Origin of the sequence: Streptomyces sp. NPDC001407, from assembly GCF_042895325.1 — a bacterium.
Lineage (GTDB): Bacteria > Actinomycetota > Actinomycetes > Streptomycetales > Streptomycetaceae > Streptomyces.
Map to the genome: position 1 here is coordinate 111,623 of NZ_JBIAWF010000006.1, position 20,643 is coordinate 132,265.

Below are 20,643 nucleotides of genomic sequence, written 5' to 3' on the forward strand. Positions count from 1 at the left end.
GCTGAGGCCATGCCTGACGAGCCGTCCGCAGAAGCCATACGAGTCCTCCTGGCCGACGACCAGGCGCTGTTGCGCAGCGCCTTCCGGGTGCTGGTGAACTCCGAGCCCGACATGACCGTGGTGGGGGAGGCCGCGGACGGCGCGGAGGCCGTCGAGCTGGCGCGCCGCCACCTCCCGGACGTCGTCCTGATGGACATCCGCATGCCCGGCACGGACGGCCTCGCGGCCACCCGCGCGATCTGCTCCGACCCCGTGCTCTCGGAGGTGCGGGTGGTGATGCTGACGACCTTCGAGGTCGACGAGTACGTGGTGCAGTCGCTGCGCGCGGGCGCGTCCGGCTTCCTGGGCAAGGGCGCGGAGCCGGAGGAGTTGCTGTCCGCGATCCGGATCACCAGGGCGGGGGAGTCGCTGCTGTCACCGGCCGCGACGAAGGGCCTCATCGCGAAGTTCCTGGCCCAGGGCGACCCGGAGCCGTGGCACGACGGCACGACCCCGGCGGCGACCCGCCTCGACGCCCTGACCGGCCGGGAGCGGGAGGTCCTGGTGCAGGTGGCCGGCGGGCTGTCGAACGACGAGATCGGCGAGCGGCTCGCTGTCAGCCCGCTCACGGTGAAGACGCACGTGAATCGTGCGATGGCCAAGCTGGGGGCTCGTGACCGGGCTCAATTGGTGGTGATCGCTTATGAGTCGGGGCTGGTGCGGCCGCGGGCGGAATGACTGCCTTTGACGCCTGCGGCGGCGCCGTGTTTTCCCCAGCCCCGCCCCTTCCCGAACCGGGGCGCGTGCCCCGGGCCCCCGGCTGCGGGCCGGTTCGCGCTTGCGGCGGGCTTTTTCCCCTACCCGCCCCTTCCCGAACTGGGGGCAAGCCCCCAGACCCCCTGACCGCGCTCCGCGCGGTGTCCTCAAACTCCCCCAGCGGTAGCTGGGGGAGTTTGAGGACGCGGCCGCAGGCCGCTCCCGCCGCAGGCAGCAACGAACCCGCGCAATTCAGCCCGGCCGGCGTTTGAGGCCGCCCGCCGCAGGCGCACACAACCCGCACCCGGCAACGAACCCGCACCCCCAAAACCGCTGCCTACGGCAACGAAAGCATTCGTTCCAGAGCCATCTTCGAGAACGCCGCGACCTCCGGGTCGACCTCGATGCGGTTGACGACCTTGCCGTCCGCGAGGGACTCCAGCGCCCACACCAGGTGCGGCAGGTCGATGCGGTTCATCGTCGAGCAGAAGCAGACCGTCTTGTCGAGGAAGACGATCTCCTTGCCCTCATCGGCGAAACGGTTCGCCAGGCGGCGTACGAGGTTGAGCTCCGTGCCGATGGCCCACTTGGAGCCGGCCGGGGCGGCCTCCAGCGTCTTGATGATGTATTCCGTCGAGCCGACGTAGTCCGCCGCGGCCACGACCTCGTGCTTGCACTCGGGGTGCACCAGCACGTTGACGCCCGGGATGCGCTCGCGCACGTCGCGCACGGAGTCCAGGGAGAAGCGGCCGTGCACGGAGCAGTGGCCGCGCCACAGGATCATCTTCGCGTCCCGCAGCTGCTCGGCGGTCAGTCCGCCGTTCGGCTTGTGGGGGTTGTAGATCACGCAGTCGTCCAGGGACATGCCGAGGTCGCGGACGGCGGTGTTGCGGCCGAGGTGCTGGTCGGGAAGGAAGAGCACCTTCTCGCCCTGCTCGAAGGCCCAGGTCAGGGCGCGCTCGGCGTTGGAGGAGGTGCAGATCGTGCCGCCGTGCTTGCCGGTGAAGGCCTTGATGTCGGCGGAGGAGTTCATGTAGGAGACGGGGACCGTCACCTCGGCGACGCCCGCCTCGGTCAGCACGTCCCAGCACTCCGCGACCTGCTCGGCGGTGGCCATGTCGGCCATCGAGCAGCCGGCGGCCAGGTCCGGCAGGATCACCTGCTGGGCGTCCGTGGTGAGGATGTCCGCGGACTCGGCCATGAAGTGGACGCCGCAGAAGACGATGTACTCGGCGTCGGGCCGGGCGGCCGCGTCGCGCGCGAGCTTGAAGGAGTCCCCGGTGACGTCCGCGAACTCGATGACCTCGTCGCGCTGGTAGTGGTGCCCCAGCACGAAGACCTTGTCGCCGAGCTTGGCCTTGGCCGCCCGGGCGCGCTCCACGAGGTCCGGGTCGGACGGCGCCGGCAGGTCGCCCGGACATTCCACGCCGCGTTCGCTCTTGGCGTCGGCCTCGCGGCCGAGCAGCAGGAGCGCGAGGGGGGTGGGCTGGACATCCAAGGGTTGGGCGGTGGTCACGACACGCACCCTTTCTGTTTCCGCTGACGGCCCTGAACGGCCTTGTCGTCAATTTGACGCTATCTATCATAGTCGCTTCACGTCACTTTGACGATGTCCATAGTGTCGATGTGACGCATTCCCGATCGGACGCGGGGTGTGCGAGCATGAAAGGCGAGAAGTGACATGCCAGGCCCGGAATGAATCCGGGAGACCGGCGGTTGCAGCCGAGGGCAAGCAGTCCGCACAAAACCCGGGAGTGAAGCAGATGTCCGTTCAGGACGAGAAGACCACTGTGAGCGACGGCATCCTCCTGTCCGACGCCGCGGCCGCCAAGGTCAAGGCCCTGCTGGAGCAGGAAGGCCGTGAGGACCTCGCCCTGCGTGTGGCCGTCCAGCCCGGTGGCTGCTCCGGTCTGCGCTACCAGCTCTTCTTCGACGAGCGCTCGCTCGACGGCGACGTCGTCAAGGACTTCGACGGCGTCAAGGTCGTCACCGACCGCATGAGCGCCCCGTACCTGGGCGGCGCCTCGATCGACTTCGTCGACACCATCGAGAAGCAGGGCTTCACGATCGACAACCCCAACGCCACGGGCTCCTGCGCCTGCGGCGACTCCTTCAGCTAGGCGCTCCGCCGGAAGTCCGGTGCGTTCATCCGCGGGTAGGTTCTGGCTGATCGCGCGGTTCCCCTCGCCCCTTCGGGGCGCTGCCGAACCGCTCCGGATTTCGTCGAGCCCGCTCAGGTGACGCGGGGCCGCCCCCGGCGCGGCCCCGCACGACGCGCGAAGGCGGCGCCCCCGAAGAGGGGGCGCCGCCTTCGGCGTTCCCGTGAACTACTTCCCCTGGCCGGACGCCGGCACGGGCTCACCCGTGACCGCGTCCACCACCTTCCGCCCGTCCAGCGGGCTGTCCAGCGTCACCGTCCGGTCGAAGCGCTCCGCCATCATCACGCACATCCGGCCGGGCTGCTTCTCCGTGCCGGTGACCTTCACCGTCACCGCGTCCGACGACTGCTCGGCCGAGACCGCGTAGTTGTCGCACACCCCGCCCCAGAAGTGCAGGACGAGGTTCTTGCCGTCCTGGTCGTACGCGTAGACACGCACCGCGGTCGTCCTGGGCGTGCCCGTCGCCGGAGGGCCGGACGGCGTCGAGGGCGCGGCGGACGGCGCCGCGAGGAACTTCGGGTCCACCGCGGGCTGGACGACCGGCACCGTGGCCTCCTCGTCCGTGACACCCGGCATCCGCACCTGGAAGACCCACGACGGCACCAGCGTCTCCCGCCCCCGCACATACAGCTGGGCGAGCGCGAACGAGGCGCCGCGCACCACCGCGGCCTCCCCGCCCGGCTTGGCGGACGCCGGCGGGCAGGGCGCGGTGGGGTTGTCCGGCGTGGCGGGCACGGCCGTCGCGCAGCCGCCGACGGCCACCGGCTGCCCCGGGCCGCTGTGCTTGTTGAGCTCCTTCAGCGCCTCGGTCGCGTTGATCAGCGGGTACTCGACGCCCTTCTTCGGTGCCTCCAACTGCCCGGCACCCTTGACCAGTTGCGCGTCCGAGCCGACCTCCAGCGTCGTCTGCCTGCCGTACGTGGGCGTGCCGTCGACCACCGGGTCGGCGCGCACGGCCCGTACCGCCCCGAAGGTCTGGTGGGCGTCGAGCTTCGCATCCGACTGGCCGAGGGCCCTCAGCACGGGCGCGGCGGCGTTCTTCGCCTTCTCCTGCGTCACCGCCCGCGCGTCACCGGGCGCGATGCCCCTGGACTGCGGGCAGTTCGTGGAGGGCGAGGCGAGACCCTTGTCCAGGCCCTTGTCCGCGCTCTGCTGCGGACCCGCGCCCGGCGGGTGCGCGCAGCCGCCGCCCGGCGAGCCGTACCGCGAGAACGACCAGTCGCCCGGCCCCTGTTGCTTCACCTGGAGTGTCGGCTCGTCGGAACCGGGCGCGCCGCCCACCCGCCACACGCCCCCTTCGAGCCGGGGCGCGCCCTGCACCGACAGGGCCTTGGCCAGTGCCGCCACCCGGTCCTTGCCTACCTGGTCGCCGGGCGGATACACCGCCGCCTTCCGCGGCCCGTCCGGCAGTTGCCCCTCCGCGCGGTACCGCACGCCGTTCGGATCCGGCTCGCCCACCGCGATGCCCTGCGAGGAACCGCCGCCCGTGCGATAGCCGTCCAGCACCAGGGGTGGGGGAGGGCCGTCACCGCCCGGACCGCCGGACGCCTTGGAGTCCCCGTCCGTCGCGGTCGAGGCCCAGTACGCGCCGCCGCCACCGGCCAGCAGCACCGCCGCCGCCACCGACGCCACCGCCAGCCGCGGGTGCTTCCGCCGCCCTTTGGTGTCCGGGGTGCGATCGGCGGGGGCATTGCTGTCCGGTGTGCCGCCCTCGGTGCTCACCACATCGCTCCTTCGCTCCGCTCAATGTCTGTACTGCCCTGTCCCCCGAGAAGGGGACGCCGCTTGGACGGAGCGGAGGAGCGAGCGGTTCCACCAGGCTCAGTCGCCGTACTCCGACATGGCGTCGAGCAGCCGGGCGGACCGCACGGGCACCGACACCCCGTGGATCCGGGACGGCGGTACGGGAGCGACGGCCGCGGCCGCCTTGGCGGCCGCCCAGTGCGGGGCCATCCGGGCGCACAGCCCGCGCAGCTCCTCCAGTGACTCGGGGTCGTACTCGGTCTCGGACGGAGTGACGTGCTTCACAGGGTTCGGCATACCGGCACCGTACGCACCATGGAGCACACCGAGAAAGGGCTACTATTAGGTAATTTTGTCCCTTCGGTGGCTTGATTCACCCCCCTGGGACGAGGGCGGGACCCGATAGCGTGGTGTGGCTTTTCCCGTTTTCCCGTTCGTCCAGTCTTGCCGCCATGTTCACCTCGCCCCGCAGGAGCAGACCCGCCGTGCGTATCGCTGTCACCGGCTCCATCGCCACCGACCACCTGATGACTTTCCCCGGCCGTTTCGCCGATCAGCTCGTGGCGGACCAGCTGCACACCGTCTCCCTCTCCTTCCTCGTCGACGAACTGGACGTGCGCCGCGGTGGCGTCGGTCCCAACATCTGCTTCGGCATGGGCCTGCTCGGCCTGCGTCCCGTCCTCGTCGGCGCGGCCGGCCAGGACTTCGCCGAGTACCGCGCCTGGCTCGACCGGCACGGCGTCGACACCGCCTCCGTCCGCATCTCCGAGGTCCTGCACACCGCGCGCTTCGTCTGCACGACGGACACCGATCACAACCAGATCGCGTCCTTCTACACCGGCGCGATGAGCGAGGCCCGCCAGATCGAGCTCCAGCCGGTCGCCGACCGCGTCGGCGGCCTCGACCTCGTCCTCATCGGCGCGGACGACCCCGAGGCGATGCTCCGCCACACGCAGGAGTGCCGCACCCGGGGCATCCCCTTCGCCGCCGACCCCTCCCAGCAGCTTGCCCGGCTCGAGGGCGACGACATCCGCCAGCTGGTCGAGGGCGCGGCCTACCTCTTCACCAATGAGTACGAGAAGGCCCTCATCGAGTCCAAGACCGGCTGGTCGGCGGACGAGATCCTGGCCAAGGTCGGCACCCGCGTCACCACGCTGGGCGCCCGGGGTGTGCGCATCGAGCGCGTCGGCGAGCCCGCCGTCGAGGTCGGCTGCGCCCAGGAGGAGGCCAAGGTCGACCCGACCGGCGTCGGCGACGCCTTCCGCGCGGGCTTCCTCGCGGGCGTCACCTGGGAGCTGTCCCTGGAGCGCGCGGCCCAGCTGGGCTGCATGCTGGCCACGCTCGTCATCGAGACCCTGGGCACGCAGGAGTACGAGCTCCGCCGCGGCCACTTCATGGAGCGCTTCACCAAGGCGTACGGCGAGGACGCCGCCGCCGAGGTGAAGGCCCACCTGGGCTAGGGCCGACGCCGGGTCACCCTCCGGGGCTGCCGCCCCGGACCCCGCCGCCCACCGGGCTGCCTCGCCTGCCCCGTGCGCGGCCGCGGGCCGCCTTCGGCCGGTCGCGCAGTTCCCCGCGCCCCTGTGGGGCGCCGTCTCGCACGAGGTGCGCCCCGTGAGGGGCGCGGGGAACTGCGCGAGCAACCCCCGCCGGGGCGCAGACGCACGACAAGCCGAGGCGGCACCCCGGTGGGCGCCGCGTCAGCGGCCCGGCACCCCGGTGGGCGCACCGTCAGCGGTCACGTGAGGCGCCGCACCGTGTAGGCGACCCCGCCTTCCACCGGCCGCTCGCCCACGTACTCCTGCTCCCGCATGGCGCACCACGCCGGCACGTCGAGCCGGGCGGCCTCGTCGTCGGACAGCACCGTGACCAGCCCGCCCACCGGCACTCCCGGGAACGCCTTCGCCAGCTCGATCACCGGGATCGGGCACCGCTTGCCGAGCGCGTCGACGACCAGCTCCGCCGTCTCACCGGCCGGCGCCGCCGCCTCCGTCGGGGCGCCCAGCTGCTCCCGTACCGACGCCACCACCCCGGGCAGCACCTGAAGGAACCGCTCGACGTCCTCCTCGGCGGTGCCCACCGGCAGCGATACCCGGACGTTGCCCTCCGACAGCACCCCCATCGCCCGCAGCACATGGCTGGGCGTCAGCGTGCTGGACGTGCACGAGGAGCCGGACGACACGGAGAAACCGGCCCGGTCCAGGGCGTGCAGCAGGCTCTCGCCGTCCACATAGAGGCACGAGAAGGTGACCAGGTGCGGCAGCCGCCGCTCCGGGTCGCCGACGACCTCCACGTCCCGTACGAGCTCCGGCACCCGCGTCCGCACGTGGTCCACCAGCGCCCGCAGCCGGGCCCCTTCGGCCGCCGCCTCCGCCTGCACGGCCCGCAGCGAGGCCGCGGCGGCCACGATCGCCGGGAGGTCGGGGAAGCCGGGGGCGCGCCCCGACTCCCGCTCGTCCGCCGGTCCCTGGGCCGCGAACCGCACCCCCTTGCGCACGGCCAGCAGCCCCACGCCCGAGGGCCCGCCCCACTTGTGCGCGCTGGCCGTCAGCAGCGACCAGCCGCCCCCGACGCGCCCCCAGCCGAGCGACTGCGCCGCGTCCACGAGCAACGGCACGCCCGCCGCCCGGCACTCCTCGGCCACCTCGGCGACCGGCTGCTCGGTGCCCACCTCGTGGTTGGCGGACTGGAGGGCGGCGAGCGCGGTGTCCGCCCGCAGGGCCGCGGCGTACGCGCCCGGTGCCACCCGGCCCGTACGGTCCACCGGCACCTCGGTGAAGCCGCCGCCGGCCGCTTCGAGCGCCGCGGCCGACTGGAGGACGGCGGAGTGCTCCACCGCGGACACCACCAGATGGCGGCCGACGCGCCGCCGGCCCGCGAGGGCACCGGCGATGCCGTCGTGCAGCGCGCGGGTACCCGAAGGGGTGAACACCAGCTCGTCCGGCCGGCAGCCCACGGCGTCCGCGGCGGCCTCGCGCGAGGCGTCCAGCAGCAGGCGGGCCCGCCGCCCCTCGCGGTAGAGCCGGGCGGGATCGGCCCACCCCTCGTCGAGCGAGGCCAGCAGGGCCTGACGGGCGACGGGGTGCAGGGGCGCGGCGGAGGCGGCGTCGAAGTAGGGCACGTCTTACGCTAACGCGCTGCCCGCTGGGCCGTTCGGCGACGCTGCCGCAGCCACGAATCACCCTGGCGAAACACGGTGGATCCGTGTGTCGGACGCCCCTGCTGACGGTCTTCCAGATAGCCTCCGGACGCCGAGATTCCATCCCTTCGGGGAGTGACCCGGCGCGTTGGGCACCCTCCCCGCGCGACCCCAAATAGCGTCCAGTAGGGTTTGGTCCGCATAAACATCCAAACCCCTGCCCGCAGCGGGCCGGCGACCGACCAGAGAGACGGCCGCAGCCGGCCGCACGGGCGAGACTCTCGGGAAGGCGCTACGTGAGTCCCAACGGCTCCGACCGCTCGTCGCGGCGCCCGGTGCGGCGGAAGCTGCTGCAGGCGCTGGCCGCGGGCGCTGTCCTGGCGACCGCCTCCGGTTGCACATATAAGGACTTCCCCCGCCTCGGAATGCCCACTCCCGTCACGGAAGAGGCCCCGAGGATCCTCTCCCTGTGGCAGGGCTCTTGGGCCGCCGCCCTCGTGGTCGGCGTCCTGGTGTGGGGCCTGATCATCTGGAGCGTCATCTTCCACCGGCGTAGCCGGACGAAGGTGCAGATCCCCACGCAAACCCGGTACAACATGCCCATCGAGGCGCTGTACACCGCGGTTCCGATCATCATCGTGTCGGTGTTCTTCTACTTCACCGCGCGCGATGAGAACAAGCTTCTGACCAACCCTGAGAAGCCGAAGCACCTCATCAACGTGGTGGGCTTCCAGTGGAGCTGGGCGTTCAACTACATGGAGAACGTCGACGGCAACACGGCCACTCCGGCGCAGCCGCTCCGTGCCAACAAGGAGCTGGACGCGATCCCCGACCGGTTCCTGAAGAAGGCACCGCAGGGCGCGGAGGGTGTGTACGAGGTCGGTACCCCCGGTGAGCGGAACCCGCAGAACGGCAACCCGGGCCCGACCCTGTGGCTGCCCAAGGGTGAGACGGTGGAGTTCGTCCTGACCTCGCGGGACGTCATCCACTCCTTCTGGGTGGTGCCGTTCCTGATGAAGCAGGACGTCATCCCGGGGCACACCAACAGCTTCACGGTGACCCCGAACAAGGAGGGCACCTTCTTCGGCAAGTGTGCCGAGCTCTGCGGCCAGGACCACTCCCGCATGCTCTTCAATGTCAAGGTCGTCTCGCCTGAGCGCTACCAGCAGCATCTGAAGGATCTTGCGAAGAAGGGCCAGACCGGCTACCAGCCGGCGGGCATCGCGCAGACGGATCACGCGAAGAACGCGGAGACCAAGAACAAGTGAGCATCCTCAACGAACCCCAGGGTGCCGCCGCCGCGACGGCCTCGGCAGCACCACCCGTACGCCAGAAGCAGCCCGGTAATCAAGTGATCAAGTGGCTCACCACCACTGACCACAAGACCATCGGCACGATGTATCTGGTCACGTCGTTCGCGTTCTTCTGCATCGGCGGCCTGATGGCGCTCCTCATGCGCGCCGAGCTCGCCCGTCCCGGCACGCAGATCATGTCGAACGAGCAGTTCAACCAGGCGTTCACGATGCACGGCACGATCATGCTGCTGATGTTCGCGACGCCCCTGTTCGCCGGTTTCGCGAACTGGATCATGCCGCTCCAGATCGGTGCGCCCGACGTGGCGTTCCCGCGGCTGAACATGTTCGCCTACTGGCTCTACCTCTTCGGCTCGCTGATCGCGGTGGCCGGCTTCCTCACCCCGCAGGGTGCGGCCGACTTCGGCTGGTTCGCCTACTCCCCGCTGTCGGACGCGGTCCGCTCGCCGGGCGTCGGCGCCGACATGTGGATCATGGGTCTGGCCTTCTCCGGCTTCGGCACGATCCTCGGTTCGGTCAACTTCATCACCACGATCATCTGCATGCGCGCTCCCGGCATGACGATGTTCCGCATGCCGATCTTCACCTGGAACGTCCTGCTGACCGGTGTCCTGGTCCTGCTGGCCTTCCCGGTGCTCGCGGCGGCGCTGTTCGCCCTGGAGGCGGACCGTAAATTCGGTGCGCAGATCTTCAACGCGGCCAACGGCGGCTCACTGCTGTGGCAACACCTCTTCTGGTTCTTCGGCCATCCAGAGGTGTACATCATCGCCCTGCCGTTCTTCGGCATCATCTCCGAGGTCATTCCGGTCTTCAGCCGGAAGCCGATGTTCGGTTACGGCAGCCTCATCGCCGCCACGATCGCCATCGCCGGTCTCTCGGTGACGGTGTGGGCGCACCACATGTACGTGACGGGCGGCGTGCTCCTGCCGTTCTTCTCCTTCATGACCTTCCTGATCGCGGTCCCGACCGGTGTGAAGTTCTTCAACTGGATCGGCACCATGTGGAAGGGCTCGCTCTCCTTCGAGACGCCCATGCTGTGGGCCATCGGCTTCCTGATCACCTTCACCTTCGGCGGTCTGACCGGTGTCATCCTGGCCTCGCCGCCGCTGGACTTCCACGTCTCCGACTCGTACTTCGTGGTGGCGCACTTCCACTACGTGATCTTCGGTACGGTCGTCTTCGCGATGTTCGCCGGCTTCCACTTCTGGTGGCCGAAGTTCACCGGCAAGATGCTGGACGAGCGCCTGGGCAAGATCACCTTCTGGACGCTGTTCGTGGGCTTCCACGGCACGTTCCTGGTGCAGCACTGGCTGGGTGTCGAGGGCATGCCGCGCCGCTACGCCGACTACCTGGCGGCGGACGGCTTCACCACGCTGAACACGATCTCGACGATCAGCTCGTTCCTGCTCGGCCTGTCGATCCTGCCGTTCTTCTACAACGTCTGGAAGACCGCCAAGTACGGCAAGAAGGTCGAGGTCGACGACCCGTGGGGCTACGGCCGCTCGCTGGAGTGGGCGACCTCCTGCCCGCCGCCGCGGCACAACTTCCTCACGCTGCCGCGCATCCGCTCCGAGGCCCCGGCCTTCGATCTGCACCACCCGGAGATCGCGGCGCTGGAGCTCGAGGAGAACCTCGCCGGTTCGCATGACAAGGCCCTCGCGGGTGGCAAGGAGGCCGGCAAGTGAAGGTCCAAGGCCGGATGTTCATCTGGCTCTCCGTCTTCGTCCTCGCCATGGCGATCGTCTACGGCGTGTGGTCGAAGGAGCCTGCCGGTACCACCGCGCTGTTCCTGGCCTTCGGCCTGTGCATCATGGTCGGCTACTACCTGGCGTTCACCGCGCGCCGGGTGGACGTCGGCGCGCAGGACAACGTGGACGCCGATGTCGCGGACGACGCCGGTGAGCTGGGCTTCTTCGCCCCGCACAGCTGGCAGCCGCTGGCCCTGGCCGTCGGTGGCGCGCTCGCCTTCATGGGCGTCGTCTTCGGCTGGTGGCTGATGTACTTCTCCGCCCCGGTCATCCTGGTCGGCCTCTTCGGCTGGGTGTTCGAGTTCTACCGCGGTGAGAACGCGAACCAGTAGGTTCGCCGGACCGCGCGCACGCCGTGCCCCGCACACCGCAAGGTGTGCGGGGCACGGCTGTTTTTCCCCGGGACATCAGGGCGGTGCCACGGACGGAGCAGTGGCGGCCCGGCGTTGCCAAGTGCACCCGTTCGCAGTCACCCCGCAGGCCGTGCCCTCCGTTCCTTCCTACGGTGTGACCATGAGTCACTCACCTCGACGCCGCACGGTGGTCCGGGGGGCCCTGCTGATGGTCTCCCTGGCCTTGGGGGCCTCCGCGTGCGGCGGCTCGTCCAACCCGCTGGCCGACAAGCCCTACGACGCCACCGGGCAGGTCATGCTCGCCAGCGCCGGTGACGGGGAGAAGGCCGACCCCAGCAAGCCACTGGAGGTGCGGGCGAGCGGCTCCGACCGGATCACCGACGTCACCGCCACCGACGCCGCCGGGCGCTACGTGCAGGGCGAACTCGCCCCCGACGGCACCCACTGGCACAGCACCGGCGCCCTGGCGGCCGGTGCCCACTACACGGTGCGGGTGAGCACCGAGGACGAGAACGGCGCTCCAGGGCGCCGGACGATCGGTTTCGACACCAGCGCGGCGGACCGCCTGCTGAGGGTGAATTTCGGCCCGCAGAGCGGCACCTACGGCGTCGGACAGCCCATCACCGCGGAACTCAGCGCCCCCGTCCAGGACCCCGCGGCCCGGTCCACCATCGAGCGGGCCCTCAAGGTCGACTCGGAGCCCTCCGTGGAGGGCGCCTGGCACTGGGTGGACAACCGCACCCTGCACTACCGCCCCAAGGACTACTGGCCCGCCCACGCCACCGTGCAGGCGCGCTCCGGCCTGGACGGCATCAAGGTGGGCGGCGGGCTCTACGGAGGGTCCTCCAAGCCCGTGAAGCTGACCATCGGCGACCGGATCGAGGCCATCACCGACGCGGCCGGCCACAGCATGACCGTGCTCCGCAACGGCCAGGAGATCCGGTCCATCCCGGTGACCACGGGCAAGCCCGGCTACGCCACCCGCAACGGCGTCAAGGTGGTCCTCGGCCGCGAATCCTTCGTACGGATGCGCGGCACCAGCATCGGCATCGCCGAGGGCAGCGACGACTCCTACGACCTGCCCGTCTACTGGGCGACCCGGGTCACCTGGAGCGGCGAGTACGTGCACGCCGCCCCCTGGTCGGAGGGGTCGCAGGGCGCCGAGAACGTCAGCCACGGCTGCACCGGCATGAGCACCGAGAACGCCAAGTGGTTCTTCGACACCATCCACCTGGGCGACGTCGTCAAGGTCGTGGGCAGCGCCGGGGCCACCATGACGCCCTTCGACAACGGCTTCGGCGACTGGAACATGTCGTGGCAGCAGTGGCGCGAGGGCAGCGCCCTCGCGGCCGGGAAGCGCGACGGGAGCAGCCCCGCCGATGCGGCCCGCCTCCGCCCGCGGCTCTGACCCCGCCGCGGGCCGTGACCGGCCCTCAGGCGCCCACCACGTGCTTCCCCGGGCCGTCGGGCTGCGGCCGCGCGGCGTCGCGCAGCAGCCCGGCCAGGGTGTCCGCGAAGGCCGCCGGGTCCAGCGGGTGGGTGACCGCGGCGTCGGCACGGCTCCAGGTGGCCAGCCAGGCGTCCTGCGGGCGGCCCATGAGCAGCAGCACCGGCGGGCAGCGGAACACCTCGTCCTTGAGCTGCCTGCAGACGCCCATGCCGCCCGCGGGCGCCGTCTCACCGTCCAGGACGCACACGTCGATCCGGCGCTCCTCCAGGGCCTTCAGGACCGCGGGGAGCGTCGCGCACTCCACGTACCGCACCGGTGGCACATCGGCGGCGGGACGTTGCCCGGCGGCCAGCCGCACCTGCTCGCGGGTGCCCGCGTCGTCGCTGTAGACCAGCACCGTGGCGGTCGGCTGCATCGTTCCTCCAGGCTTGTGGACGAAGGGCACGGCTGTGGCTCGGATGCGGAACGCACCAATGCGCGGATGCTACTCCGCGGGCGCCGCGCCCGAGGAGGGGCGGGAAAACCCGGATGCGTCGTGAGGCGGTCCGACGGCCCGTCACCAGCGCCGCCCGCCGGGGCCGCAGGGGTCGGCGGAACCCACGCTTCCCCCCTTTGGGGGATCGCCGGCCTGGGCCGTACGAGCAGCGCATACGGTCTTGACACACCGAACGGCACCCCCCGGAGTGAGCGCGAGATAAGCGACCGACATAATGTCGGTCGTGGCGACAGCAACAGCAGTAGATACCGGGCACGCGCACCCGTCGGTCAACCGGCCGAACCTCACCAGCGTCGGAACCATCATCTGGCTGAGTTCCGAGCTGATGTTCTTCGCGGCCCTCTTCGCGATGTACTTCACCCTCCGATCGGTGACCGGAACGGACCACTGGAAGGAGATGGCGTCCTCGCTGAACGTTCCGTTCTCAGCGACGAACACCACGATCCTGGTGCTCTCCTCCCTCACGTGCCAGCTCGGCGTCTTCGCTGCCGAGCGTGGCGACGTGAAGAAGCTGCGCACCTGGTTCGCGATCACGTTCGTGATGGGTGCCATCTTCATCGGCGGTCAGATCTTCGAGTACACGGACCTGGTCAAGAAGGACGGGCTCTCCCTGTCCTCCGACCCGTACGGCTCGGCGTTCTATCTGACGACCGGCTTCCACGGACTGCATGTGACGGGCGGCCTGATCGCCTTCCTGCTGGTCCTGGGCAGGACGTACGCGGCCAAGAGGTTCACTCACCACCAGGCGACGGCGGCCATTGTCGTGTCCTACTACTGGCACTTCGTCGACGTGGTCTGGATCGGCCTCTTCGCCACGATCTACTTGATCAAGTAATCGAAGATTTCGGTTTCGGTCCGACCGGACCAAACAGTCCAGCATCGACGCAGAAGATCCTGACACCGGGGTAATCCGTGAAAAAGCTCTCCGCACGACGACGCCATCCGCTGGCGGCGGTCGTCGTCCTACTCTTCGCGCTGGCGGTAACTGGGGGGCTGTACGCCGCGTTCGCGCCGGCGGACACGGCCAAGGCCGATGACACCGCCGCCCAGTCCCTTGCCATCGAGGAGGGCAAGAAGCTCTATTCCGTGGGCTGCGCAAGCTGCCACGGCACCGGCGGTCAGGGCACCTCCGACGGCCCGAGCCTCGTCGGCGTGGGCGCCGCGGCCGTCGACTTCCAGGTCGCCACCGGCCGCATGCCGCTCCAGCAGCAGGGTGCCCAGGCGCCGCGGAAGAAGGCGATCTACTCGCAGGCCGAGATCGACCAGCTCGCGGCCTACATCGCCTCGCTCGGTGCCGGTCCGTCGGTCCCGTCCAAGGACCAGTACAGCCCCGACGGCGCGGACATCGCCAAGGGTGGCGAGCTCTTCCGGACGAACTGCGCCCAGTGCCACAACTTCACCGGCAAGGGCGGCGCGCTCTCGAACGGCAAGTACGCTCCGGACCTGACGGACGTCAACCCGAAGCACATCTACGAGGCCATGCAGACCGGCCCGCAGAACATGCCTTCCTTCCCCGACACCACGATGACGGAGAAGAACAAGAAGGACATCATCGCGTACCTCGACACGGTCAACAGCAGCAAGTCGGAGAGCCCGGGCGGCCTCGAACTCGGTGGCCTCGGCCCCGTCAGTGAGGGCCTGTTCGCGTGGATCTTCGGCCTGGGCGCGCTGATCGCCGTCGCCATCTGGGTCGCCGCCCGGACCGCAAAGGCCAAGAAGTCATGAGTAGCCAAGACATTCCAGAAGAGAACCTGCCGAGCGCGCAGGGCGACACGCACACCAGTGCCGTGACCAAGCCGGTCGGCGACCCGTTCGCCGACCCGGGCCTGCCGCCGCACGAGCATCGCGTCCAGGACATCGACGAGCGGGCCGCGAAGCGCTCCGAGCGCGCGGTCGCCTTCCTGTTCCTGCTGTCGATGGTGGCCACGGTCGGCTTCATCGCCTCGTACGTGTCCATCCCGGTCGACAAGATCATCTACGTCTTCCCGATCGGCCACATCAGCGCGCTGAACTTCGCGCTGGGCCTCACCCTGGGCGTGGCGCTGTTCTGCATCGGCGCGGGCGCGGTCCACTGGGCCCGCACCCTGATGTCCGACGCCGAGGTCATCGACGAGCGGCACGCGATCGCCGCCGAGCCCGAGGTCAAGGCCAAGGTCCTGGCGGACTTCGCGGCCGGTGCCGAGGAGTCGGCGTTCGGCCGTCGCAAGCTGATCCGCAACACCATGTTCGGCGCGCTGGCCCTGGTGCCGCTCTCCGGTGTGGTGCTGCTCCGCGACCTCGGTCCGCTGCCGGGCACCAAGCTCCGCAAGACCGCCTGGTCCGAGGGCAAGATGCTGATCAACCAGAACACGAATCAGCCGCTGCGCCCCGAGGACATCCAGGTCGGGTCCCTCACCTTCGCCATGCCCGAGGGCATGAAGGAGGAGGACCACGACTTCCAGCAGAAGATCGCCAAGGCTGCCCTGATGATCGTCCGGCTCCGTCCGGAGAACATCAAGGACAAGAAGGAACTGGACTGGTCGGCGGACGGTATCGTCGCCTTCTCCAAGATCTGCACGCACGTCGGCTGCCCGATCAGCCTCTACGAGCAGCAGACGCACCACGTGCTCTGCCCGTGCCACCAGTCCACCTTCGACCTGTCCGACGGCGGACGGGTGATCTTCGGTCCGGCCGGGCACGCTCTGCCGCAGCTGCGGATCAAGGTCAATGACAAGGGCTACCTCGAGGCGATGGGCGACTTCGCCGAGCCCGTCGGTCCTGCCTTCTGGGAGCGCGGATGAGTACTTCAACGACCGATGCCTACGGCGCCGACGCGCAGGGCAGGCGCAAGGCGCCCGCCGGCGAGCGGGTTGCCGACTGGGCCGACGGCCGACTGGGCATCTACAGCCTGGCCAAGGCCAACATGCGCAAGATCTTCCCGGACCACTGGTCCTTCATGCTGGGCGAGGTCTGCCTCTACAGCTTCCTGATCATCATCCTCACGGGTGTGTATCTGACGCTGTTCTTCCACCCGAGCATGGAGGAGACCGTCTACCACGGTCCCTACGTCCCCATGCAGGGCATGCGCATGTCGGAGGCGTTCGCCTCCACGCTGAACATCAGCTTCGACGTCCGTGGCGGTCTGCTGGTCCGGCAGATCCACCACTGGGCCGCGCTGGTCTTCCTCGCGGGCATGTTCGTGCACATGATGCGCGTCTTCTTCACGGGCGCGTTCCGCAAGCCGCGTGAGATCAACTGGCTGTTCGGCTTCCTGCTGTTCGTGCTGGGCATGTTCACCGGCTTCACCGGTTACTCCCTGCCGGACGACCTGCTGTCCGGCACCGGTGTGCGGTTCATGGAAGGCGCGATCCTCTCCTTCCCGATCGTCGGCACGTACATGTCGATGTTCCTCTTCGGTGGCGAGTTCCCCGGCTCGGACTTCGTGCCGCGGTTCTTCTCGATCCACGTCCTGCTGCTGCCGGGCATCATGCTCGGCCTGGTCGTGGCCCACATGATCCTCGTCGTGTACCACAAGCACACGCAGTTCCCCGGCCCCGGCCGGACGAACAAGAACGTCGTCGGCATGCCGCTGATGCCGGTCTACATGGCCAAGGCCGGAGGCTTCTTCTTCCTGGTCTTCGGTGTGATCGCGGCCATCGCCGCGCTCGCCTCGATCAACCCGATCTGGGCCATCGGCCCCTACCGGCCGGACCAGGTGTCCACCGGCGCCCAGCCCGACTGGTACATGGGCTTCGCCGAGGGTCTGATCCGTGTCATGCCGGGCTGGGAGATCAACCTCTGGGGTCACACGCTCGTCCTGGGCGTGTTCATCCCGATGATGGTCTTCCCCGTGGTCCTGGGCGCCATCGCCGTCTACCCGTTCATCGAGTCCTGGGTCACCGGCGACAAGCGTGAGCACCACCTGCTGGACCGTCCGCGCAACGCCCCGACGCGCACCGCGTTCGGCGTCGCCTGGGTCACCGCGTACTTCGTGATGCTCATCGGTGGTGGAAACGACCTGTGGGCCACCCACTTCCACCTCTCGATCAACGCCATCACCTGGTTCGTCCGCATCGGCTTCTTCGTCCTTCCGGTCCTGGCCTTCATCGCCACCCGCCGGATGTGCATGGGCCTCCAGCGGCGCGACAGGGACAAGGTGCTGCACGGCCGCGAGTCGGGCATCATCAAGCGCCTGCCGCACGGTGAGTTCGTCGAGATCCACGAGCCGCTCTCGCAGGAGCAGCTGCACACCCTCACGGCGCACGAGCAGCCCAAGCCGCTCGAGCTCACCCCCGAGGTCGACGAGAACGGTGTCGAGCGCAAGGCCGGCGCCACGCAGAAGCTCCGCGTGAAGCTCTCCAAGGGCTTCTACGGCGAGGGGACGCAGATCCCCAAGGCCACCGCGGAGGAGTTCCAGGAGATCACCAGCGGCCACGGCCACCACTGATCCGCCTCGCACCGGCCCCGGCCGGTCAGTGATCGCTGATCGCCACAGCAAGAGCCCCGTCCAGCGCGTGGACGGGGCTCTTCGCCGTTCCCCGGGCCTGGATAGGCTGGACCGGCAGAGCCCCGGACGGCCGCGGCTCTCCGACCGACCACCAGGAGCGTGGACCATGAACGTTGTGACCCCGGCGGGCGGCGACAGCGCGGTGGCACCCTCCTGGCCGGGTCTGCTGAACACCCTGCTGAGCGGTTCGGACCTCGGCGCGGACGACACCGCCTGGGCCATGGACCGGATCATGCGCGGGGAGGCCACCGACGCCCAGATCGCCGGATTCGCGGTCGCGTTGCGGGCCAAGGGGGAGACCGTCGCCGAGATCTCCGGCCTGGTGCGCGCGATGTACTCGCACGCCAACCTCATCGAGGTGCCCGGCCCGAGCGTGGACATCGTGGGCACCGGCGGCGACGGCGCCAAGACCGTCAACATCTCCACCATGGCCTCGATCGTCGTCGCCGGCACCGGCGTCAAGGTCGTCAAGCACGGCAACCGCGCGGCCTCCTCCTCCAGCGGCGCCTCCGACGTCCTGGAGAAGCTGGGCGTCAATCTGGACCTGACGCCGCGCCGGGTGGTGGAGGTCGCCGAGGAGGCGGGCATCACCTTCTGCTTCGCGGTGAAGTTCCACCCCTCGCTGCGCTATGTGGCGCCCGCGCGGCGCGAGTTGGGCATCCGCACCACCTTCAACGTGCTCGGCCCGCTGACCAACCCCGCGCAGGTGCGCGCCCAGGCGACCGGTGTCGCCGACGCCCGCATGGCCCCGATCCTCGCCGGGGTGCTCGCCGAGCGCGGCTCCTCGGCGCTGGTCTTCCGCGGGGACGACGGGCTGGACGAGCTGACCACCACCGCGACCTCACGCGTGTGGACCGTCCGCGACGGCCAGGTGCGGGAGCAGCCCTTCGACCCGCGGGACGTGGGCATCCCGCTGGTCCCGGTCGAGGCGCTCAAGGGTGCCGACGCCGCGTACAACGCCGATGTAGCCCGCCGTCTGCTGGCCGGTGAGACCGGGCCCGCGCGGGACGCGGTGCTGCTGAACGCGGCCGCGGCGCTGGTGGCGCTGGAGCAGACGGACGCGCCGCTCACCGAGCAGATCGCGGCGGGCATCGCCCGCGCCGCCGAGTCGGTCGACTCCGGGGCGGCGAAGCGGGCCCTGGACCGCTGGGTGGCCGCGAGCAACGCGTAGAGCCGCCGGTCCGGGGTGCGGTGATCCCGTGCCCCGGACCGGAAGTCCGGGCATCCGCGCCGGTGGCGTGCGGCCCGCGTCCGTGATGCGGACGGCCTTCCCGCCCGACGATCAGTTGTGCCATACTCTCCGCCAGGTCACGAGTGACAGCGACACGGCCCCGGCCCGCTGTCCGGCAACCCTCCTTCCGTGGCGGGGTGCCCCGGGTGATGACCAGGTCGCAGGCAAAGAGGTCTGCGGCAAGCGCGGATCCCTCGCCAGGGATCCTGGTTGTCGAGGGAGATCCTCCATGATTCAGCGAATGCGATAGGGCCTCGGGCCCGTTTCCCCTTGCGTCCCGCCGCGGCACCGCCGTGCGCCGGGCCGTTCTTTCCGCACACCGCTGAGGTCTCTCGCGGGTGCGTGTACACAGCCTTTCCGCCTGTACCCGGGAGAATTCGCCATGTCCGCATGCCCTGTTGCCGCCCCGTCCGCCACCGACTACGCCCCCCTGCCCGTCCTCGGCAACGACGTCCGCGTCCCGCTCGTCACCGGCGGCGAGGTGACCTACGCGGCCCTGGACTACGCGGCGAGCGCCCCCGCGCTCCAGCGGGTGTGGGACGACGTGGCGGCGTACGCCCCGTACTACGGCAGCGTGCACCGCGGGGCGGGCCACCTCTCGCAGCTGTCGACCGACCTCTTCGAGAACAGCCGGGCGGAGATCGCCGCGTTCCTCGGCTGCCGCGCCGGTGACCAGGTCGTCTTCACCCGCTCGACCACCGACTCGCTCAACCTCCTCGCGGCCGCGCTGCCGCCGGGCACCCGGGTGTTCGTCTTCGAGTCCGAGCACCACGCCGCGCTGCTGCCGTGGGAGCGGCGCGCGGACGTCACCGTCACCTACCTCGACGCGCCCCGCTGCCCGCGCCAGGCGGTCGAGATCCTGGAGCGCGCCCTCGCGGACCGCGAGCCCTACGGACCGGCCCTGGTCTGTGTGACGGGCGCGTCGAACGTGACCGGAGAGCTTTGGCCCGTACGGGAGTTGACGGCCGCGGCCCACGCGCACGGCGCCCGGATCGTCGTCGACGCGGCACAGCTGGTCCCGCACCACCCGGTGGACCTCACGGAGCTGGGCGCCGACTGGATCGCCTTCTCCGGGCACAAGCTCTACGCGCCGTTCGGCGCCGGGGTGCTGGCCGGGCGGCCGGACTGGCTGCGGGACGCCGAGCCGTACCTCGCGGGCGGCGGCGCCAGCCGTGCGGTGACGCGGGGCGCCGGGGGCGGCGTGGACGTCGAGTGGCACGACACCGTCGCCCGGCACGAGGCCGGCTCGCCCAACGTCATCGGCGCCTACGCCATCGCGTCGGCCTGCAAGGCGCTCCGCGAGGCGGGCTTCGACCGGCTCGTCGAGCGGGAACGGCAGCTCGTCGCGGCCGTCCGCGAGGGCCTCGCCCGGGTGCCGGGCGTCCGCGTGCTGTCGCTCTTCGGCGACGACGCCCCGCGCGTGGGAGTCCTCTCCTTCGTCGTCGACGGCTGGAACAGCTCGCACTTCGCGGCGGCGCTGTCCGCGGAGTACGGCATCGGTGTGCGCGACGGGCTCTTCTGCGCCCACCCGCTGGTGCGCACGCTGCTCGGCGGCGAGGGGGACGCCCCCGGCGAGTGCGGCGCGCCGGAGGGGCAGTCGCTCAACGCGGTACGGGTGAGCTTCGGCGCGGGGACGCCGGACGAGCACGTGGAGCGGTTCGTGGGGGCGGTGGGGGAGCTGGTGACACACGGTGCGCGCTGGAACTACCGCACGGAAGGCGGCCGTTGCGTGCCCGTCTAGGCATCCGCGGATCCCAGATTTCACAAGAGTTCAACCGTTCAACACGTTC

18 protein-coding genes and 1 riboswitch are annotated in these 20,643 nt (G+C 70.2%); of the genes, 13 read left to right on the forward strand and 5 right to left on the reverse strand.

From position 1 onward, the window contains the following. Positions 1-9 precede the first annotated feature (9 nt). Positions 10-717, forward strand: a complete 708-nt coding sequence (locus tag ACFY1P_RS11490; RefSeq protein WP_390750517.1) for a response regulator — start codon at positions 10-12, stop codon at positions 715-717. A 355-nt stretch (positions 718-1,072) separates the two neighbouring features. Here ACFY1P_RS11490 and nadA read toward each other — a convergent pair whose 3' ends face one another. After that, complete coding sequence (gene nadA / locus ACFY1P_RS11495; protein ID WP_361535769.1) at positions 1,073-2,251, reverse strand: quinolinate synthase NadA; 1,179 nt, start codon at positions 2,249-2,251, stop codon at positions 1,073-1,075. Positions 2,252-2,498: 247 nt separating this feature from the next. Here nadA and ACFY1P_RS11500 point away from each other — a divergent pair, with 247 nt between their 5' ends. Next, positions 2,499-2,855 carry an iron-sulfur cluster assembly accessory protein gene (locus ACFY1P_RS11500; RefSeq protein ID WP_301887915.1) on the forward strand — a complete coding sequence of 119 codons (357 nt, stop codon included), beginning with the start codon at positions 2,499-2,501 and terminating at the stop codon, positions 2,853-2,855. Positions 2,856-3,062: 207 nt separating this feature from the next. Here the strand turns inward: ACFY1P_RS11500 and ACFY1P_RS11505 are convergent, their stop codons facing one another. Continuing rightward, positions 3,063-4,616: a hypothetical protein gene (locus ACFY1P_RS11505; protein WP_390750518.1), complete on the reverse strand. Its 1,554-nt coding sequence runs from the start codon at positions 4,614-4,616 to the stop codon at positions 3,063-3,065. Positions 4,617-4,715: 99 nt separating this feature from the next. Beyond that, positions 4,716-4,934: a hypothetical protein gene (locus tag ACFY1P_RS11510; RefSeq protein ID WP_361535448.1), complete on the reverse strand. Its 219-nt coding sequence runs from the start codon at positions 4,932-4,934 to the stop codon at positions 4,716-4,718. A gap of 188 nt (positions 4,935-5,122) precedes the next feature. On the opposite strand from ACFY1P_RS11510, the gene ACFY1P_RS11515 reads away from it, so the two are divergent. Continuing rightward, on the forward strand, positions 5,123-6,097 hold the full coding sequence (locus ACFY1P_RS11515) for a carbohydrate kinase family protein (protein ID WP_361535445.1): 975 nt from the start codon (positions 5,123-5,125) through the stop codon (positions 6,095-6,097). Positions 6,098-6,375: 278 nt separating this feature from the next. Here ACFY1P_RS11515 and ACFY1P_RS11520 read toward each other — a convergent pair whose 3' ends face one another. Continuing rightward, complete coding sequence (locus tag ACFY1P_RS11520; protein WP_390750519.1) at positions 6,376-7,758, reverse strand: cysteine desulfurase/sulfurtransferase TusA family protein; 1,383 nt, start codon at positions 7,756-7,758, stop codon at positions 6,376-6,378. Positions 7,759-8,072: 314 nt separating this feature from the next. Here ACFY1P_RS11520 and coxB point away from each other — a divergent pair, with 314 nt between their 5' ends. The 4 genes from coxB to ACFY1P_RS11540 all read left to right on the forward strand — a co-directional run bounded on the left by coxB (position 8,073) and on the right by ACFY1P_RS11540 (position 12,598). Then, the gene (gene coxB / locus ACFY1P_RS11525; protein ID WP_361523356.1) at positions 8,073-9,044 is read left to right on the forward strand and encodes a cytochrome c oxidase subunit II; all 972 of its coding nucleotides are present in this window, start codon (positions 8,073-8,075) and stop codon (positions 9,042-9,044) included. Further along, positions 9,041-10,774, forward strand: a complete 1,734-nt coding sequence (ctaD, locus tag ACFY1P_RS11530; protein WP_361523354.1) for a cytochrome c oxidase subunit I — start codon at positions 9,041-9,043, stop codon at positions 10,772-10,774. The genes coxB and ctaD overlap by 4 nt, the downstream gene beginning before the upstream one ends. Further along, positions 10,771-11,169: a cytochrome c oxidase subunit 4 gene (locus ACFY1P_RS11535; protein ID WP_361523352.1), complete on the forward strand. Its 399-nt coding sequence runs from the start codon at positions 10,771-10,773 to the stop codon at positions 11,167-11,169. The genes ctaD and ACFY1P_RS11535 overlap by 4 nt, the downstream gene beginning before the upstream one ends. Positions 11,170-11,350: 181 nt before the next feature. Continuing rightward, positions 11,351-12,598 carry an Ig-like domain-containing protein gene (locus ACFY1P_RS11540; protein ID WP_361523349.1) on the forward strand — a complete coding sequence of 416 codons (1,248 nt, stop codon included), beginning with the start codon at positions 11,351-11,353 and terminating at the stop codon, positions 12,596-12,598. Between the two features lie 25 nt (positions 12,599-12,623). Here the strand turns inward: ACFY1P_RS11540 and ACFY1P_RS11545 are convergent, their stop codons facing one another. Continuing rightward, the gene (locus tag ACFY1P_RS11545) at positions 12,624-13,055 is read right to left on the reverse strand and encodes a hypothetical protein (protein ID WP_361523346.1); all 432 of its coding nucleotides are present in this window, start codon (positions 13,053-13,055) and stop codon (positions 12,624-12,626) included. Positions 13,056-13,350: 295 nt separating this feature from the next. Here ACFY1P_RS11545 and ACFY1P_RS11550 point away from each other — a divergent pair, with 295 nt between their 5' ends. The 6 genes from ACFY1P_RS11550 to ACFY1P_RS11575 all read left to right on the forward strand — a co-directional run bounded on the left by ACFY1P_RS11550 (position 13,351) and on the right by ACFY1P_RS11575 (position 20,594). Next, positions 13,351-13,971, forward strand: a complete 621-nt coding sequence (locus ACFY1P_RS11550; protein ID WP_361523343.1) for a heme-copper oxidase subunit III — start codon at positions 13,351-13,353, stop codon at positions 13,969-13,971. 77 nt (positions 13,972-14,048) lie between these two features. Further along, positions 14,049-14,861 (forward strand): c-type cytochrome, encoded by an 813-nt coding sequence (locus ACFY1P_RS11555; protein ID WP_361523341.1) that lies wholly within the window; start codon positions 14,049-14,051, stop codon positions 14,859-14,861. Next, positions 14,858-15,916: a Rieske 2Fe-2S domain-containing protein gene (locus tag ACFY1P_RS11560; protein ID WP_361523339.1), complete on the forward strand. Its 1,059-nt coding sequence runs from the start codon at positions 14,858-14,860 to the stop codon at positions 15,914-15,916. Before ACFY1P_RS11555 ends, ACFY1P_RS11560 begins: the two co-directional genes overlap by 4 nt. Then, entirely contained in the window at positions 15,913-17,562 is a 1,650-nt protein-coding gene (locus ACFY1P_RS11565; RefSeq protein WP_361523336.1) for a cytochrome b N-terminal domain-containing protein, read from the forward strand. The genes ACFY1P_RS11560 and ACFY1P_RS11565 overlap by 4 nt, the downstream gene beginning before the upstream one ends. Positions 17,563-17,728: 166 nt before the next feature. Continuing rightward, on the forward strand, positions 17,729-18,793 hold the full coding sequence (gene trpD / locus ACFY1P_RS11570) for an anthranilate phosphoribosyltransferase (RefSeq protein WP_361523333.1): 1,065 nt from the start codon (positions 17,729-17,731) through the stop codon (positions 18,791-18,793). Positions 18,794-18,928: 135 nt separating this feature from the next. Then, positions 18,929-19,045: riboswitch (SAM riboswitch) on the forward strand. A 190-nt stretch (positions 19,046-19,235) separates the two neighbouring features. Further along, positions 19,236-20,594, forward strand: coding sequence for an aminotransferase class V-fold PLP-dependent enzyme (locus ACFY1P_RS11575; protein ID WP_390750520.1), 1,359 nt, complete (start codon positions 19,236-19,238; stop codon positions 20,592-20,594). Positions 20,595-20,643 lie beyond the last annotated feature (49 nt).

Coding starts and splice junctions, on each gene's coding strand:
- ACFY1P_RS11490 (WP_390750517.1), top strand. CDS start 10: ATGCCTGACGAGCCGTCCGCAGAAGCCATACGAGTCCTCCTGGCCGAC.
- ACFY1P_RS11500 (WP_301887915.1), top strand. CDS start 2,499: ATGTCCGTTCAGGACGAGAAGACCACTGTGAGCGACGGCATCCTCCTG.
- ACFY1P_RS11510 (WP_361535448.1), bottom strand. CDS start 4,934: ATGCCGAACCCTGTGAAGCACGTCACTCCGTCCGAGACCGAGTACGAC.
- ACFY1P_RS11540 (WP_361523349.1), top strand. CDS start 11,351: ATGAGTCACTCACCTCGACGCCGCACGGTGGTCCGGGGGGCCCTGCTG.
- ACFY1P_RS11545 (WP_361523346.1), bottom strand. CDS start 13,055: ATGCAGCCGACCGCCACGGTGCTGGTCTACAGCGACGACGCGGGCACC.
- ACFY1P_RS11550 (WP_361523343.1), top strand. CDS start 13,351: ATGTCGGTCGTGGCGACAGCAACAGCAGTAGATACCGGGCACGCGCAC.
- ACFY1P_RS11560 (WP_361523339.1), top strand. CDS start 14,858: ATGAGTAGCCAAGACATTCCAGAAGAGAACCTGCCGAGCGCGCAGGGC.
- ACFY1P_RS11565 (WP_361523336.1), top strand. CDS start 15,913: ATGAGTACTTCAACGACCGATGCCTACGGCGCCGACGCGCAGGGCAGG.
- trpD (WP_361523333.1), top strand. CDS start 17,729: ATGAACGTTGTGACCCCGGCGGGCGGCGACAGCGCGGTGGCACCCTCC.
- ACFY1P_RS11575 (WP_390750520.1), top strand. CDS start 19,236: ATGTCCGCATGCCCTGTTGCCGCCCCGTCCGCCACCGACTACGCCCCC.